General features: G+C 49.6%; 14 protein-coding genes and 1 pseudogene. 13 read left to right on the top strand and 2 right to left on the bottom strand.

Annotated elements, in window-relative coordinates; translation table 11 throughout:
* Positions 1-49: 49 nt before the first annotated feature.
* The 10 genes from rsmG (at position 50) to GBAG_RS20505 (ending at position 8,186) form a co-directional block, all read left to right on the top strand.
* The gene (rsmG, locus tag GBAG_RS20550; RefSeq protein WP_034499882.1) at positions 50-673 is read left to right on the top strand and encodes a 16S rRNA (guanine(527)-N(7))-methyltransferase RsmG; all 624 of its coding nucleotides are present in this window, start codon (positions 50-52) and stop codon (positions 671-673) included.
* 618 nt (positions 674-1,291) lie between these two features.
* Entirely contained in the window at positions 1,292-1,672 is a 381-nt protein-coding gene (gene atpI / locus GBAG_RS20545; protein ID WP_034499880.1) for a F0F1 ATP synthase subunit I, read from the top strand.
* 8 nt (positions 1,673-1,680) lie between these two features.
* Entirely contained in the window at positions 1,681-2,499 is an 819-nt protein-coding gene (gene atpB / locus GBAG_RS20540; RefSeq protein ID WP_034499878.1) for a F0F1 ATP synthase subunit A, read from the top strand.
* A 48-nt stretch (positions 2,500-2,547) separates the two neighbouring features.
* The gene (atpE, locus tag GBAG_RS20535) at positions 2,548-2,787 is read left to right on the top strand and encodes a F0F1 ATP synthase subunit C (RefSeq protein ID WP_000429386.1); all 240 of its coding nucleotides are present in this window, start codon (positions 2,548-2,550) and stop codon (positions 2,785-2,787) included.
* A 61-nt stretch (positions 2,788-2,848) separates the two neighbouring features.
* Positions 2,849-3,319, top strand: coding sequence for a F0F1 ATP synthase subunit B (gene atpF, locus GBAG_RS20530; RefSeq protein ID WP_034499875.1), 471 nt, complete (start codon positions 2,849-2,851; stop codon positions 3,317-3,319).
* A gap of 14 nt (positions 3,320-3,333) precedes the next feature.
* Positions 3,334-3,867, top strand: a complete 534-nt coding sequence (gene atpH, locus GBAG_RS20525; protein WP_034499873.1) for a F0F1 ATP synthase subunit delta — start codon at positions 3,334-3,336, stop codon at positions 3,865-3,867.
* 12 nt (positions 3,868-3,879) lie between these two features.
* Positions 3,880-5,421: a F0F1 ATP synthase subunit alpha gene (atpA, locus tag GBAG_RS20520; RefSeq protein ID WP_034499870.1), complete on the top strand. Its 1,542-nt coding sequence runs from the start codon at positions 3,880-3,882 to the stop codon at positions 5,419-5,421.
* A 50-nt stretch (positions 5,422-5,471) separates the two neighbouring features.
* Positions 5,472-6,335 (top strand): F0F1 ATP synthase subunit gamma, encoded by an 864-nt coding sequence (gene atpG / locus GBAG_RS20515; RefSeq protein WP_034499867.1) that lies wholly within the window; start codon positions 5,472-5,474, stop codon positions 6,333-6,335.
* A 28-nt stretch (positions 6,336-6,363) separates the two neighbouring features.
* Positions 6,364-7,746: a F0F1 ATP synthase subunit beta gene (gene atpD, locus GBAG_RS20510; protein ID WP_034499864.1), complete on the top strand. Its 1,383-nt coding sequence runs from the start codon at positions 6,364-6,366 to the stop codon at positions 7,744-7,746.
* 20 nt (positions 7,747-7,766) lie between these two features.
* Entirely contained in the window at positions 7,767-8,186 is a 420-nt protein-coding gene (locus GBAG_RS20505; RefSeq protein ID WP_034499861.1) for a F0F1 ATP synthase subunit epsilon, read from the top strand.
* A gap of 67 nt (positions 8,187-8,253) precedes the next feature.
* Here the strand turns inward: GBAG_RS20505 and GBAG_RS20500 are convergent, their stop codons facing one another.
* Positions 8,254-10,431, bottom strand: a complete 2,178-nt coding sequence (locus GBAG_RS20500) for a right-handed parallel beta-helix repeat-containing protein (protein ID WP_034499859.1) — start codon at positions 10,429-10,431, stop codon at positions 8,254-8,256.
* 338 nt (positions 10,432-10,769) lie between these two features.
* On the opposite strand from GBAG_RS20500, the gene glmU reads away from it, so the two are divergent.
* Both glmU and glmS read left to right on the top strand, forming a co-directional pair.
* A complete protein-coding gene (gene glmU / locus GBAG_RS20495) occupies positions 10,770-12,140 on the top strand; it encodes a bifunctional UDP-N-acetylglucosamine diphosphorylase/glucosamine-1-phosphate N-acetyltransferase GlmU (protein ID WP_034499856.1) in 1,371 nt (456 codons plus the stop codon).
* A 241-nt stretch (positions 12,141-12,381) separates the two neighbouring features.
* Positions 12,382-14,211: a glutamine--fructose-6-phosphate transaminase (isomerizing) gene (gene glmS, locus GBAG_RS20490; protein ID WP_034499854.1), complete on the top strand. Its 1,830-nt coding sequence runs from the start codon at positions 12,382-12,384 to the stop codon at positions 14,209-14,211.
* 72 nt (positions 14,212-14,283) lie between these two features.
* Here the strand turns inward: glmS and GBAG_RS20485 are convergent, their stop codons facing one another.
* Positions 14,284-15,555, bottom strand: coding sequence for an MFS transporter (locus GBAG_RS20485; RefSeq protein ID WP_034499851.1), 1,272 nt, complete (start codon positions 15,553-15,555; stop codon positions 14,284-14,286).
* A gap of 319 nt (positions 15,556-15,874) precedes the next feature.
* On the opposite strand from GBAG_RS20485, the pseudogene rluF reads away from it, so the two are divergent.
* Positions 15,875-16,597 (top strand): annotated as a pseudogene (gene rluF / locus GBAG_RS20480) (23S rRNA pseudouridine(2604) synthase RluF); the annotation flags it as partial.
* Positions 16,598-16,680: the final 83 nt, after the last annotated feature.

Raw genomic sequence — 16,680 nt, 5'->3', positions numbered from 1 at the left:
TTCAGGGTCAGGATTTCCTGACCCGTTTTTTTTATGGGTATTTACCGTCGTGCTTAACAAACTGAATCGCCTGCTGGATAGCGCAGGCATTACGCTGCCAGAAAACCAGAAACAACAGTTGGTGGGTTATGTTGAACTGCTCCACAAGTGGAACAAAGCCTACAACCTGACCTCAGTGCGTCATCCTGATGAAATGCTGGTTCGTCATATTCTCGACAGTATCGTGGTTGAACCGCACTTGCAGGGTTCGCGTTTTATCGATGTGGGAACAGGTCCTGGTTTGCCGGGCATACCATTAGCGATTGTGCGCCCTGACTCGCATTTTACCCTGCTGGATAGTCTTGGTAAGCGGGTTCGATTCTTGCGACAGGTTCAGCATGAGCTGCATCTTGAAAACATCACGCCAGTGCAAAGTCGTGTGGAAGAGTTCCCGGCGGAGCCACCATTTGATGGCGTAATCAGCCGTGCTTTTGCATCGATGACCGATATGGTGACCTGGTGTAAGCACTTGCCCGCAGAGAATGGCCGTTTTTATGCGCTTAAGGGTCAGCGTCCGGATGAGGAAATCGCGGCACTGCCTGCTGAATTTAGCGTCGAAGAGGTTATCCGCTTGCAGGTGCCAGAACTGGATGGGGAGCGTCATCTGGTGATGATTAAGCCAAACAAAACTTAATATTTATCAAAAAAAAGCTAAAAAGGATTGTTTCGTTAAGGTTAAAAATACAAGGGGAAATGTCTGACATTTCTCGTTACATTTAACAATAGCTTAACTAGTGTTTGCATTGTTGTTAACTCTAAACGGCTTGTTGATTTTGAAAGTAGTCAACCCTGAAAATATAACCCTGCTAAATATTGTCTGGGTTTCATACTCAGAGGGTTGTTAAAATATTAATAAAAATGTCAATGAATTGTTTTAATGATGTTTCAGGCTATTTTAAATAGAGTAGACAGTAATCAGCTTATTTATCAGGCATCTGTGTTTCGCACTTTATGAGACAGACAAATGTATAATGGCTATGAGATGTTTTATTTGTGATCTGGTGCACGCTTTATTAGGCGGCTATTTCGGTTGTTTGAGGTTTTTAGCAAAATAGTCGGTATAACTCAAAAGTTGAAAAATAACTGTGCTGGAAAATATTTAAACATTTGTTCACCTTTTTGCTACTTATTGTTTGAAATCACGGGGCCGCACCGTATAATTTGCTCGCTTTTTGAGGCTTGACTCAAAGACCTAAAGGCAGTTTTATACCAGCGCGACATACCCCGAAGGGAGCAGGAGTTAGGATAAGCCATGTCTGTGTCGCTATTGAGTAGAAACGTTGCTCGTAAGCTTCTGTTCCTTCAGCTACTTGCAGTGATAGCAATTGGATTGCTGTTTTGCCTCAAAGACCCCGTGTGGGGTGCTTCTGCTTTTGGCGGAGGCCTGGCAGCCTGGTTGCCAAATGCAGTATTTATGAATTTCGCCTGGCGTCACCAGGTGCATACACCATCAAAAGGCCGCCTGGCCTGGACTTTCGCCATAGGTGAAGTGTTAAAGGTGATTGCGAGCTTTACCATACTGGTGGTGGCGTTAGCTGGTTTTAAGGCGGTATTGTTGCCGCTTATTGTGACGTGGGTTTCGGTGCTGGTTGTGCAGATACTCGCACCAGCTGTAATTAACAACAAAGGGTAAGAGGCATCATGTCTGCAGGAGAAATCTCTACACCGCAGGAGTATATAGGCCACCATCTGAATAACCTTCAGTTGGACCTGCGTACTTTCTCGCTGGTTGATCCGCAAAACCCCCCGGCCACCTTCTGGACGCTCAATATTGACTCCATGTTTTTCTCGGTGGTTCTGGGTCTGCTATTCCTGGTGTTATTCCGTAAAGTAGCCAAAACAGCGACGAGCGGCGTACCTGGTAAATTTCAGACTGCGGTTGAAATGGTTATCGATTTTGTTAATGGCAATGTCAAAGACATGTACCATGGCAAAAGCAAGGTCATTGCACCGCTGGCCCTGACTGTGTTCGTCTGGGTATTACTGATGAACCTGATGGACCTGTTGCCAATTGATTTCTTGCCGTTTATCGGCGAGCACATCTTCGGCCTCCCTGCCCTGCGTGTGGTGCCGTCTGCGGACGTGAATATCACCCTGTCCATGGCGTTGGGTGTGTTTATCCTCATTCTTTTCTACAGCATCAAAATGAAAGGCATTGGCGGCTTCACGAAAGAGCTGACGCTGCAGCCGTTCAATCACTGGGCATTTATACCGTTCAACTTAATCCTTGAAGGTGTAAGCCTGCTGTCCAAACCAGTATCACTGGGCCTGCGACTGTTCGGCAACATGTATGCCGGTGAGTTGATTTTCATTCTGATTGCTGGTCTGTTGCCGTGGTGGTCACAGTGGATTCTGAGTGTGCCTTGGGCCATTTTCCACATCCTGATTATTACGCTGCAAGCCTTCATATTCATGGTTCTAACGATTGTCTATCTGTCGATGGCATCTGAAGAGCATTGATTTTACTTACCACTACTGTGTTTTAACTGAAACAAACTGGAGACTGTCATGGAAAACCTGAATATGGATCTGCTGTACATGGCTGCCGCTGTGATGATGGGTCTGGCGGCAATCGGTGCTGCGATCGGTATCGGCATCCTCGGGGGAAAATTCCTGGAAGGCGCAGCGCGTCAACCTGATCTGATTCCTTTGCTGCGTACTCAGTTCTTTATCGTTATGGGTCTGGTGGATGCTATCCCGATGATCGCTGTTGGTCTGGGTCTGTACGTGATGTTCGCCGTCGCGTAGTAAGCATTGCTTAATATATCAAGCAATATCAGAACGTTAACTAACAAAGAGGCATTGTGCTGTGAATCTTAACGCAACAATCCTCGGCCAGGCCATCGCGTTTGTCCTGTTTGTTCTGTTCTGCATGAAGTACGTATGGCCGCCGATCATGGCTGCCATCGAGAAGCGTCAACAAGAAATTGCTGATGGCCTCTCTTCTGCAGAACGTGCCAAAAAGGACCTTGACCTTGCACAGGCCAACGCGACCGACCAGCTGAAAAAAGCCAAAGCGGAAGCTCAGGTGATCATCGAGCAGGCTAACAAACGCCGCTCTCAGATCCTTGAAGAAGCTAAAACCGAGGCAGAGCAGGAACGTGACAAAATCGTTGCACAGGCTCAGGCAGAAATCGACGCAGAGCGTAAACGCGCTCGTGAAGAACTGCGTAAGCAAGTGGCTCTGCTGGCTATCGCCGGTGCCGAGAAGATCATTGAACGTTCCGTGGATGAAGCTGCTAACAGCGACATCGTTGATAAACTGGTCGCTGAACTGTAAGGAGGGAGGGGCTGATGTCTGAATTTGTAACTGTAGCTCGCCCCTACGCCAAAGCAGCTTTTGACTTTGCCGTCGAGCACCAAAGCGTTGATAACTGGCAGCATATGCTGGGTTTCGCCGCTGAGGTGTCTAAAAACGAACAAGTAGCAGAGCTTCTTTCCGGCGCTTTAGCTCCGGATACTCTCTCTGCGTCGTTTATCTCCATCTGTGGTGACCAGTTAGACGCCAATGGCCAGAACCTGATTAAGGTGATGGCTGAAAATGGGCGTCTGAAAGTTCTTCCTGATGTTCTTGAGCAATTCGTTCAATTACGTGCAGCCCAAGAGGCTACCGTTGAAGTCGAAGTGACTTCTGCCAACGTATTAAACGAAGACCAGCTTTCGAAAATCAGCGCCGCGATGGAAAAACGTCTGTCACGCAAAGTTAAGCTGAATTGCAAAATTGACAAGTCTGTAATAGCGGGTGTCATTATCCGCGCAGGTGATATGGTTATTGATGGAAGCGTACGCGGCCGTCTTAATCGCCTGACAGACGTCTTGCAGTCTTAAGGGGACTGGAGCATGCAACTGAATTCCACCGAAATCAGCGAACTGATCAAGCAGCGCATTGCTCAGTTCAGTGTTGTGAGCGAGGCTCACAACGAAGGTACAATCGTTTCTGTAAGTGACGGTATCATCCGCGTACACGGCCTGGCCGATGTCATGCAGGGTGAGATGATTTCCCTTCCGGGAAACCGTTACGCCATTGCACTGAACCTCGAGCGCGACTCTGTTGGTGCAGTAGTAATGGGTCCGTACGCTGACCTTGCCGAAGGCATGAAAGTTAAGTGTACTGGTCGTATTCTTGAAGTACCGGTAGGCCGTGGCCTGTTGGGCCGCGTGGTGAACACCCTGGGTGCACCAATCGATGGTAAAGGTCCGCTTGAGCATGACGGTTTTGCTGCCGTTGAAGCGATCGCACCAGGTGTAATCGAACGTCAATCCGTAGACCAGCCTGTACAGACTGGTTATAAGTCCGTCGATGCCATGATCCCAATCGGTCGTGGTCAGCGTGAACTTATCATCGGTGACCGTCAGACAGGTAAAACTGCTCTGGCAATCGATGCCATCATCAACCAGCGTGATTCCGGCATCAAATGTATCTACGTTGCTATCGGCCAGAAAGCATCCACTATCTCTAACGTGGTTCGTAAACTGGAAGAGCACGGCGCACTGTCTAACACTATCGTTGTTGTTGCGACTGCATCAGAATCTGCTGCACTGCAATACCTGGCACCGTACTCCGGTTGCGCGATGGGTGAATACTTCCGTGACCGTGGTGAAGATGCACTGATCATTTATGATGACCTGTCCAAACAGGCTGTTGCTTATCGTCAGATTTCCCTGCTGCTTCGTCGTCCACCAGGTCGTGAAGCTTACCCAGGTGACGTATTCTATCTCCACTCCCGTCTGCTGGAACGTGCTGCGCGTGTTAACGCTGAATACGTTGAAGCATTCACCAAGGGTGAAGTGAAAGGCAAAACAGGTTCCCTGACTGCGCTTCCGATTATCGAAACGCAAGCGGGTGACGTTTCCGCGTTCGTTCCGACCAACGTAATTTCTATTACCGATGGTCAGATCTTCCTGGAATCAACACTGTTTAACGCCGGTATTCGTCCTGCGGTTAACCCGGGTATCTCCGTATCCCGTGTTGGTGGTGCTGCTCAGACCAAGATCATGAAAAAACTGTCCGGTGGTATTCGTACCGCTCTGGCACAGTATCGTGAACTGGCTGCGTTCTCTCAGTTTGCATCAGACCTTGACGATGCGACCCGTAAACAGTTGAGCCACGGTCAAAAAGTGACCGAGCTTCTGAAGCAGAAACAATATGCGCCGATGTCTGTTGCGCAGCAGTCTCTGGTTCTGTTCGCAGCTGAACGTGGTTACCTCGAAGATGTGGAACTGGCTAAAATCGGTAGCTTCGAAGCCGCTCTGCTGGCTTATGTTGACCGTGACCATGCTCCACTGATGCAAGAAATCAACCAATCTGGTGGCTACAACGACGAAATCGAAGGCAAGCTGAAAGGCATCCTCGATTCCTTCAAAGCAACTCAGTCCTGGTAAAGTCTGGCGGCTTGTCTTAGGGCAAGCCGCAAGGCATTGAGGAGAAGCTCATGGCCGGCGCAAAAGAGATACGTAGTAAGATCGCAAGCGTCCAGAACACGCAGAAGATCACCAAAGCAATGGAAATGGTCGCCGCGTCCAAAATGCGTAAAACGCAGGAACGCATGGCTGCCAGCCGTCCTTACGCAGAAACAATGCGTAAAGTGATTGGCCACCTGGCTTTAGGTAATCTTGAGTACAAACACCCTTACCTGGATGAACGCGAAATCAAACGCGTGGGCTACCTGGTGGTGTCCACTGACCGTGGTCTGTGTGGTGGCTTGAACACTAACCTGTTCAAAAAGCTGCTGGCTGACATGAAAGAGTGGTCCGATAAAGGCGTTCAAAGCGAAATCGCAATGATCGGCTCTAAAGGCGTCTCTTTCTTCAACTCTGTAGGCGGCAATATTGTTGCTCAGGTGACTGGTATGGGTGATAACCCTTCCCTGTCCGAGTTGATTGGCCCGGTGAAAGTGATGTTGCAGGCCTACGATGAAGGCCGTCTGGACAAGCTGTATGTTGTCAGCAACAAATTTATTAACACAATGTCTCAGGTTCCTACCCTTACCCAACTGCTGCCGTTACCGCCAGCAGAAGACGGCGAGTTGAAGAAGAAATCCTGGGATTATCTGTATGAACCTGATCCTAAAGCGCTGCTGGACACCTTGCTGCGCCGTTACGTGGAATCTCAGGTTTATCAGGGCGTCGTAGAAAACCTGGCCAGCGAGCAGGCCGCACGTATGGTGGCGATGAAAGCCGCTACCGACAATGGCGGCAGCCTGATTAAAGAGCTGCAGTTGGTTTACAACAAAGCTCGTCAGGCCAGCATTACTCAGGAACTCACCGAAATCGTCGGTGGCGCTTCCGCGGTATAACCAGGTTTACGTATTTAGAGGATTCGAGATGGCTACTGGAAAGATTATCCAGGTAATCGGCGCCGTGGTGGACGTCGAGTTCCCTCAGGATGCCGTACCAAAAGTGTACGACGCTCTTGAGGTTACAAATGGTAAAGACCGTCTGGTGCTGGAAGTTCAGCAACAGTTAGGTGGTGGCGTAGTGCGTACTATCGCCATGGGTACTTCTGATGGTTTGCGTCGTGGTCTGGAAGTTTCTAACCTCGATCACCCAATTGAAGTGCCAGTAGGTAAAGCAACTCTGGGCCGTATCATGAACGTCCTGGGCGAGCCTATCGACATGAAAGGCGATATCGGCGAAGAAGAGCGTTGGGCGATTCACCGTGCTGCTCCTAGCTACGAAGAACTGTCTAGCTCCCAGGATCTGCTGGAAACCGGCATCAAAGTAATGGACCTGATTTGCCCGTTCGCTAAGGGTGGTAAAGTCGGTCTGTTCGGTGGTGCGGGTGTGGGTAAAACTGTAAACATGATGGAGCTGATCCGTAACATCGCGATCGAGCACTCCGGTTACTCAGTGTTTGCAGGCGTGGGGGAACGTACTCGTGAGGGTAACGACTTCTACCATGAAATGACCGATTCCAACGTTCTGGACAAAGTATCACTGGTTTATGGCCAGATGAACGAGCCACCAGGTAACCGTCTGCGCGTTGCGTTGACCGGTCTGACCATGGCTGAGAAGTTCCGTGACGAAGGTCGTGACGTTCTGCTGTTCGTTGATAACATTTACCGTTATACCCTGGCCGGTACAGAAGTATCTGCGCTGCTGGGTCGTATGCCATCTGCGGTAGGTTACCAGCCAACTCTGGCAGAAGAGATGGGTGTTTTGCAGGAGCGTATTACCTCCACCAAAACTGGCTCAATCACTTCTGTTCAAGCGGTATACGTACCTGCGGATGACTTGACTGACCCATCTCCAGCAACCACCTTTGCTCACTTAGATGCAACCGTGGTACTGAGCCGTAACATCGCGTCTCTGGGTATCTACCCTGCGGTAGATCCACTGGATTCCACCAGTCGTCAGTTAGATCCACTGGTTGTTGGTCAGGAACACTACGACACCGCGCGTGGCGTGCAGTCTATTCTGCAACGTTACCAGGAACTGAAAGACATCATCGCCATTCTTGGTATGGATGAACTTTCTGAAGAAGATAAATTGGTTGTAGCACGTGCGCGTAAGATTCAGCGCTTCCTGTCTCAGCCATTCTTCGTAGCAGAAGTCTTTACCGGTTCTCCGGGCAAGTTCGTATCGCTGAAAGATACTATCCGTGGCTTTAAAGGCATCATGGACGGCGAATATGACCATCTGCCAGAGCAGGCGTTCTACATGGTTGGTACTATCGACGAAGCCGTTGAGAAAGCTAAAAAACTTTAACGCCTTAATCGGAGGGTGACATGGCAATGACTTATCACCTGGACGTCGTCAGCGCGGAGAGCCAAATGTTCTCCGGTCTGGTCGAGAAGATCCAGGTAACGGGTAGCGAAGGTGAGCTGGGTATTTTCCCTGGCCACGCCCCGTTACTCACCGCCATTAAGCCTGGTATGATCCGCATCGTTAAACAGCACGGACATGAAGAGTATATCTACCTGTCCGGTGGTGTGTTGGAAGTGCAGCCTGGCACGGTAACCGTGCTGGCCGATACCGCAATTCGCGGCCAGGATCTCGACGAAGCTCGGGCCCTGGAAGCGAAGCGTAAAGCGGAAGAGCGCATCCACAGCTCCCACGGTGATGTGGACTACGCTCAGGCTTCTGCTGAACTGGCTAAAGCGATCGCGAAACTTCGTGTTATCGAGTTGACCAGAAAAGCGATGTAACTACCTGCTTGAAAAGACAAATGCCAGCCAGGTTTCCCTGACTGGCATTTTTTTCGTCTGAACGTTTTTACTGCTTCGTCAGAAACTCGCCGGTTTTAAATGAACCATCGGCATTACGTTGCAAAGGCACGGGCAACGTCAGCGACTGATAATCTTTAACACTCAGTTGCTTCCCTTCGCTGTTCTCTGTTTTGCCATCACGAATGAAGTAATTACTGCCATCTACGCGCCCGGAAATGGCATCATCATATTTCCCGTCTGTACTGCGCAATGAAATGTTATCGGTGAACTTGCCCTGAGTTTCAGCACTTCCATAAGGGCTTGGACGGAAGATGTAGTTAAAGCGTTGGTTATCGACAGCGACATTATTTGCCACCACCAGCGCACCCGGATTGAAGTTATCGGTAAAGCCATCGAGGTGGTTACCAATAGCAATGCTGTTGTGGATTTCATGTGCGACAGGCTGCCCTTCCCCACCCAGTTTAAAACCGTTGCTGGTGTTGTTACGGGCAATTGAATTCTCGATCACCACAACGCCATTCGCGCCGTCTTCAATCTTGTTGAATAAATCATAGCCATCATCAATGTTGTCGTGCGCATAACAACCCTCAAGACGGTTGCCATCCCCGACACGCATTTTCACCGCGAATCCATCTGCGTTGATTTTGCCTGGGTCTTCATTATTGAAGGATTCAGAATTAACGACGCGGTTGTAGCTTGCCCAAAGTGGACGGCCTACATCGGCTGGCGAGGAAATCTGAATGCCGGTATCGTCATTTTTATAGGCGACGACGTTTTCGATAAGGTTGTTGCTACCCTGTACTCTCAAACTCTTATCGGTGACTTCAATGCCTTTAACATGCCAGTAGTTACCATCGAGCAATAAACCACGAACCACCACTTTGCCGTCAGCTTCCAGGGTTTTCAGTTTGCCTTTTAAACCGCTGTCAGGGGTTGGAATGGTAGTTTGTGGGTACTCACCACTACTCAGGATGATTTTTCCTCCAGGTTGGATGAGTGATATTGCGCTGGCCAAATCTAATGGTGCTTCTTTTGACCCCTGATTGCTTGAAACCCCATCTGGAGCGACATACAACGTAGCGCCATTCAGGTTTTTCACTTGCTCGACGTCAAAGCTCTGACTGACGGGCGTTTTGCTTTTTCCGCTGGTTGGGGTAAAAGTCACGGTAAAGCTGTTGCGCTCTTTCAGCGTGGTAGGCAGTGAGAACATTTCACCTGCTTTCGCAGCTTTTTCCTGACCGATCACAACTTCGTCCTGGCGTACGGTGAAGTTGCCGTCATAGTTAGCGCGTGCCTGTACCACGTATTCGCTGGTGGTGCTCTTTGGTGGCGAAGCAATTTGCATCACTACTGGCCACGCTTTTGGCTCGAACGCAGCTGAGGCAACAGTTTGCGCTGCGCTGGTTTCGAGCGACGCATCACTTACGGTAATTTTTGCATTCCTCGACGCAAAGAAGCCCACGTAATACTGGTTTTTATCCTGAGCGGTAATGATATCGGCGCGTTTTACATTTTCAGAAACCCATGTGTCGCTTCCGGCCGCAGCCCATGAAGTGATAAAACCTTCATTCGTACGCTCGAGTTTCATGCGGAAAGTCGGCATTTTTCTGAGCTCTACCGCTTCCTGATAGCTTTTACGTGAAATCGTTGAGCCAGTATTTCCCCACGGCTGCGAAATGCCATCACGAGTAATCGCCTGCATTTTCACGCGCGATGCATCTTTTTTATCCTGCGTCATAATGGCGTTCATCACCATGTTTGACGCTGCCGGGAACTCTTCGTAACCCTCTTTTAATGGCTCCTGGCGCGGGTTTCCTAATACATCCCTCACCAGTAAACCAGCACCTTCCTGAGCGGCTGGTTTGGCACCATTTTCAGGGCCAAACTGATCGACGGTCACCGTTGCCTGTAAGACAAAATTCTCACTGGCGGGCAGTGCGGTATAGAAGAAAGTGAGTCCATCGTGAGAGTTCGCAATTTTGCCGCCGCGGCTCTCAATGGTTATCGGTTTAGAAAGATCGGCGTTATCAGCGGTAGTGAGTTTTTTGCCATCGATCGTGACGTTATTTACGCCGACTTTTTCAGGCAATACGTTGGATGAAAAGTTAACATCTGTTGATTGCCCAAAAGCAATCGCATGCCAGATGGGCTGTTGCTGTGCTGTCGCCGGTAGCGATAAAGCTACGCCGCAAAGCGTGAGAGCCAGAGGTATTTTTGACGCCATTTTTATTCTCCTTATCAATGTCGGCGTCATTATGTATAAAAATGAAACATTGTTTCTTTTATGTTTATCACAAAGGCAGATTTTTAAAACACGAACTACCAATTATGTGGGGTAGCTTTGTTTCAATCTGAAAAGAAGTCTTAATCCATAGAGATATATGGCTTTTGTCATTTCAGAAGTACTTTTTGCGACCTTATCCACCTACAATTGAGCACATGGGCAACTAAAAATCACCGTCGAAGCCTGTTTTTTAGGCATTGCGTTTTTTGTTGCAAAATATGTAGAAATTTCAACGTGAAATCGTTTTACTTCTCTCACAAATTTAAGTCAGGACGCGTATGTCAAACAGTGCGATGAGCGTGGTTATCCTAGCCGCAGGCAAAGGGACCCGCATGTATTCAGACCTCCCGAAGGTGTTACATACCCTTGCCGGGAAACCGATGGTTCAGCATGTTATTGATGCAGCTAATAATTTAGGCGCACAACGCGTGCATCTGGTTTATGGGCACGGCGGTGACTTGCTTAAAAACACGCTCAGCGATGGTTCGCTGAACTGGGTCTTGCAGGCTGAACAGCTGGGCACTGGTCATGCGATGCAGCAAGCGGCACCCTTCTTTGCTGATGACGAAGATATTCTGATGCTCTACGGCGATGTGCCGCTTATTTCCGTTGAGTCCCTGCAACGCCTGCGTGATGCCAAACCGCAAGGCGGCATTGGTTTGCTGACAGTAAAACTCGACGATCCAACCGGTTATGGCCGTATTGCTCGTGAAAACGGCAAAGTTGTCGGTATCGTTGAGCACAAAGATGCGACTGACGAACAGCGCAAAATTGATGAAATCAACACCGGTATTCTGGTGGCTAATGGCGCGGATCTGAAGCGCTGGCTATCGAAGCTCGATAACAACAATGCGCAGGGTGAATTCTATATCACCGACATTATCGCCCTGGCACATCACGAAGGCCGCGAAATTACTGCCGTCCACCCGGATCGTTTAAGCGAAGTGGAAGGCGTGAACAACCGCCTGCAACTCTCCCGCCTTGAGCGCGTCTACCAGAGTGAACAAGCCGAGAAACTGCTTCTGGCTGGCGTTATGCTGCGCGATCCGGCGCGTTTCGATATCCGTGGTGAACTGACCCACGGGCGTGATGTGGAAATTGATACTAATGTCATTATTGAAGGCGTTGTGACATTGGGTAACCGAGTGAAAATTGGCACCGGTTGCGTGATCAAAAACAGCGTAATTGGCGATGACTGCGAAATCAGCCCGTATACCGTTGTGGAAGATGCCTCGCTCGCAGCGGCCTGCACCATCGGCCCATTCGCCCGTTTACGCCCCGGCGCTGAACTGGCAGAAGGCGCACACGTGGGTAACTTCGTGGAGATGAAAAAAGCGCGTCTCGGCAAGGGGTCTAAAGCTGGGCACCTGAGTTACCTGGGCGACGCCGAAATTGGCGACAACGTGAATATCGGTGCTGGCACCATTACCTGTAATTATGATGGAGCCAATAAATTTAAAACCATCATCGGTGATGATGTGTTTGTCGGTTCCGATAGCCAGCTGGTGGCTCCGGTCACCGTTGCGCGTGGTGCGACGATTGGCGCAGGGACGACGGTCACCCGTAATGTTGGTGAAGATGAACTGGTCATCAGCCGCGTGAAGCAAACCCATATTCAGGGTTGGCAGCGCCCGGTTAAGAAAAAGTAATTTTTGATTTTCCTTCTCCCTGAATGGGAGAAGGCTGGGGTGAAGGTTGTTCTCGAAAATGACCCGCCCCGCAGTACTACCAAAACTATAACCCCACTCTCTACAAGGCTCGGGGCCCCGGAATACGGGATATTTACCCAAAGAATTTCGTGCAATCAACGTATCTTTAGTGCGAAAGACGACGGGTAAAACAGGTCAGCGACAACACATGGCGTAATGCCATTATCAGGAATCTAATCTTATGTGTGGAATTGTTGGCGCGGTCGCGCAACGTGATATCGCTGAAATCCTTCTCGAAGGATTACGTCGTCTGGAATACCGTGGTTATGACTCTGCGGGCCTGGCTGTAGTAGATGAAAAGGGTCATATGACCCGTCTGCGCCGCTTGGGTAAAGTGAATAAACTGGCCGAAGCTGCCGCAGAAACTGCGCTGCATGGCGGCACCGGTATTGCTCACACTCGTTGGGCAACTCACGGCGAACCATCAGAAGTTAACGCACACCCGCATGTATCCGAACATATTGTGGTGGTTCATAACGGTATTATCGAAAACTACGAACCGCTGCGCGAAGCGTTGCAGGGTCGTGGCTACACATTCGTTTCACAAACCGATACCGAAGTTATTGCTCACTTAGTCCATTGGGAACTGGAGCAAGGCGGTACTCTGCGTGAAGCCGTGCTGCGCACCATTCCACAACTACGTGGCGCGTATGGCACCGTAATCATGGACACCCGTAATCCGGATGTTCTGCTGGCCGCTCGTTCCGGTAGCCCGATGGTTATCGGCCTCGGCATGGGCGAAAACTTTATCGCCTCCGACCAACTGGCACTGCTGCCGGTGACTCGTCGTTTCATCTTCCTTGAAGAAGGTGATATTGCGGAAGTGACTCGTCGTTCCGTTACCGTGTTTGATACCAAAGGTGAGCAGGTTAAACGCCCTGATATCGAATCCAGTCTGCAATATGACGCGGGCGACAAAGGTATTTATCGCCACTACATGCAGAAAGAGATCTACGAACAGCCGAACGCGATTAAAAATACCCTGACTGGCCGCATTAGTCATGGCGCTATCGATCTCTCAGAGCTTGGCCCGAAAGCTAACGAAATGCTGACTCAGGTTGAGCACATTCAGATTGTCGCGTGCGGCACTTCCTATAACTCAGGCATGGTTTCACGTTACTGGTTTGAATCGCTGGCGGGCGTTCCGTGCGATGTCGAAATCGCCTCTGAATTCCGTTACCGCAAATCCGCGGTGCGTCGTAACAGCCTGATGATCACCCTTTCCCAATCTGGTGAAACGGCAGATACCCTGGCTGCACTGCGTTTGTCTAAAGAGCTGGGCTATTTAGGTTCGCTGGCGATTTGTAACGTCCCGGGTTCTTCTCTGGTGCGTGAATCCGACCTGGCACTGATGACCAACGCGGGCACCGAAATCGGTGTGGCTTCGACCAAAGCGTTTACCACTCAGTTGACCGTTTTGTTGATGCTGGTGGCGAAACTGAGCCGCCTGAAAGGCGCTGACGCAGCAATCGAGCAAGATATCGTGCATGGTTTGCAGGCGCTACCAAGCCGTATCGAGCAGATGCTTTCCCAGGATAAACGCATTGAAGCGCTGGCCGAAGATTTCTCTGACAAACATCATGCGCTGTTCTTAGGCCGTGGCGATCAGTATCCAATCGCAATGGAAGGCGCACTGAAGCTCAAAGAAATCTCTTATATTCACGCGGAAGCGTATGCGGCGGGTGAGCTGAAACATGGCCCATTGGCGCTGATTGATGCGGATATGCCGGTTATTGTTGTGGCTCCAAATAACGAGTTGCTTGAAAAGCTGAAATCAAATATCGAAGAAGTGCGCGCGCGCGGCGGTCATCTGTATGTATTTGCAGATAAAGATGCAGGCTTCGCCAGCAGCGACAACATGCACATCATCGAGATGCCGCACGTAGAAGAAGTTATCGCACCAATCTTCTACACCGTCCCGTTGCAGTTGCTGTCTTATCACGTTGCGCTGATCAAGGGCACCGACGTTGACCAGCCACGTAACCTGGCGAAATCTGTTACGGTTGAGTAAGTCGTTTTAAGCTGTCATACAAAATGAAAAAGCCCGGTTGCGCTTAGCACAACCGGGCTTTTTATTGCTAAATCAATTCTCTTCCTGCGTCACCAGTTTTGGTTCTTCAGGTGATTTCAACAACACCCACAAGACAATCGCCCCGATAACATCAAACACCGAAAGCACGGCGAATAGCGGGCTGAAACCAACCGTGTCGGCCAGCGCACCCACAACCAGTGCAAACATGGTGCTGGCAGTCCACGCAGCCATGCCGGTGAATCCGTTAGCGGTAGCAACTTCGTTGGAGTCAAACATATCAGAAGAGAGTGTAATCAATGCGCCAGACAGTGACTGGTGAGCGAAGCCACCAACGCATAACAGTGCAATTGCCACCATTGGACTGCCGAACAAGCCGACCATCCCCGGCAGGATCATAAGCGCCGCACCCATCGTGACCACCAGCTTGCGTGACACAACAATATTCACACCAAACATCTTCTGGAACATACCCGGCAAATAACCCCCAATAATGCAGCCAAAATCGGCGAACAGCATCGGGATCCAGGCAAACATGGCGATATCTTTGAGGTTAAAGCCGTATGTGTGCACCATAAACAGTGGGATCCATGCGTTAAACGTCCCCCACGCAGGTTCAGCCAGGAAACGCGGTAATGCGATACCCCAAAACTTACGTTGTTTCAGCAGGCGGCCAATGCGGACTTTCTCAACCTTTGGTTTCTCAGGCTGCCCATCGGTTATATAAAGATACTCTTCCCGAGACAGTGATTTGGTTTTTGACGGGCGGTTATAGGTGAAATACCAACCCGCTGCCCACAGCACGCTGAAAACACCGACCATAATAAACGCCAGTCTCCAGTCCCTGATATAGATTGCCCACGCGACCAGCGGAGGTGCAATCACCGCGCCAATAGAGGAACCAACGTTGAAATAGCCCACAGCAACCGAACGTTCAGTATCCGGGAACCATTCAGTTACTGATTTCAAACCAGCAGGTATCATCGCACTTTCAGCGAAACCGCCGAGGCCACGGAACATTGCCAGACCTTTCCAGCCAGTCGCGAATGACGCGCCAATGCAGAACACGCCCCACATCAGGCCGAAAATGGTGTAACCCACCTTTGTACCCAATGTATCAAGCAGATAACCGGCAATAGGTTGTGCAATGGTGTAGCAGGCCGAGAATGTCGCAATAATGTAAGAATATTGCTGGGTGGTAATGTGCAGATCGCTCTGTAATGTTGGCGCTGCGGCAGAAATAGTATTTCGGGTTAAATAGCAAAGAATGGTGCCTAATGTCACCAGTGACAGCATAAACCAGCGCTTGTGGCCTGTTTTGCGCATAATGATTCCCCGTTTTACAAGCAATAAGTGGCCTGACCGCTGCAAGGCAGCAGGCAAATAAATAATTCAGAGGAGATAAAAATCAGCGGCGCTTCAGAAGACGTCGAGGATTCTGGTTTGGCCCATCCTGGACTTGTTTTTGTTATGTAGATCACACTATTCGTTGATAATGAACCTGTGTTTCACTTTTATTTGTGATTAATCTCAATTTTTTGTGTGTAATCTACCCCTAACGGGTAATGTATGTGACGTGCGTCACATTTCTTTAAGTAATGAGTTGATGGTAATTATGCAAAATATGAATGAGACGCGCCGTAAAATGCCCATCGATTCCCCGGTACGAATTAATAAATACATTAGCGATAGCGGTATCTGCTCTCGCCGTGAAGCCGATCGCTACGTCGAACAGGGCTGTGTTTTTATTAACGGCAGGCAGGTCGGTTTTGGTGCTCAAGTCTTGGCTGGCGATGTGGTGAAAGTGAATGACCAGCTTATTGAGCCGAGAGATGACAACGGCCTGGTGTTGATCGCGTTGAATAAGCCTGTTGGCATCATCACCACGATGAAAAAGAGCGTGCGAGGGAATATCAGCGCTCTTATTAACGGCGACCAACGTATTTCCCCGATAGGGCGTCTGGATAAAGATTCGCAGGGGCTCATTTTGCTGACCAATCACGGTGATGTGGTTAATAAAATTCTGCGCGCGGGCAACAATCACGAAAAAGAGTATGTGGTTAGCGTCAATAAGCCGGTGACTGAGGAGTTTATTACGGGTTTATGCGCGGGTGTTCCTATACTGGGTACGGTGACAAAACCATGTAAGGCGACGAAAGAATCGGACCAGATATTTCGTATTACTTTAGTTCAGGGATTGAATCGCCAGATTCGCCGAATGTGCAAATATTTCGGCTATGAAGTGACCCGACTTGAACGTATCCGCATTATGAATATCCATCTGGAAGGGCTACCGCTGGGGGAATCGCGCTACCTGAGCCGCGACGAACAGGACGAGCTACTGAAACGAATTGAACACTCAGAATCCTGAGTATGACAGCTGGAAATATGCCCCAAAGCGGCCTGTCATAAAACTGTCATAATTCGTACATTTAAATGTCACCAAACTGT

It is taken from the genome of Buttiauxella agrestis ATCC 33320 (assembly GCF_000735355.1).
Lineage (GTDB): Bacteria > Pseudomonadota > Gammaproteobacteria > Enterobacterales > Enterobacteriaceae > Buttiauxella > Buttiauxella agrestis.
Note: the sequence above shows the minus strand (reverse complement) of the source record. Positions and strands in the feature narration are given on the sequence as shown.

Coding starts and splice junctions, on each gene's coding strand:
- atpE (WP_000429386.1), top strand. CDS start 2,548: ATGGAAAACCTGAATATGGATCTGCTGTACATGGCTGCCGCTGTGATG.
- glmU (WP_034499856.1), top strand. CDS start 10,770: ATGTCAAACAGTGCGATGAGCGTGGTTATCCTAGCCGCAGGCAAAGGG.
- GBAG_RS20485 (WP_034499851.1), bottom strand. CDS start 15,555: ATGCGCAAAACAGGCCACAAGCGCTGGTTTATGCTGTCACTGGTGACA.
- GBAG_RS20500 (WP_034499859.1), bottom strand. CDS start 10,431: ATGGCGTCAAAAATACCTCTGGCTCTCACGCTTTGCGGCGTAGCTTTA.
- atpB (WP_034499878.1), top strand. CDS start 1,681: ATGTCTGCAGGAGAAATCTCTACACCGCAGGAGTATATAGGCCACCAT.
- atpA (WP_034499870.1), top strand. CDS start 3,880: ATGCAACTGAATTCCACCGAAATCAGCGAACTGATCAAGCAGCGCATT.
- atpD (WP_034499864.1), top strand. CDS start 6,364: ATGGCTACTGGAAAGATTATCCAGGTAATCGGCGCCGTGGTGGACGTC.
- atpG (WP_034499867.1), top strand. CDS start 5,472: ATGGCCGGCGCAAAAGAGATACGTAGTAAGATCGCAAGCGTCCAGAAC.
- GBAG_RS20505 (WP_034499861.1), top strand. CDS start 7,767: ATGGCAATGACTTATCACCTGGACGTCGTCAGCGCGGAGAGCCAAATG.
- glmS (WP_034499854.1), top strand. CDS start 12,382: ATGTGTGGAATTGTTGGCGCGGTCGCGCAACGTGATATCGCTGAAATC.
- atpH (WP_034499873.1), top strand. CDS start 3,334: ATGTCTGAATTTGTAACTGTAGCTCGCCCCTACGCCAAAGCAGCTTTT.
- atpI (WP_034499880.1), top strand. CDS start 1,292: ATGTCTGTGTCGCTATTGAGTAGAAACGTTGCTCGTAAGCTTCTGTTC.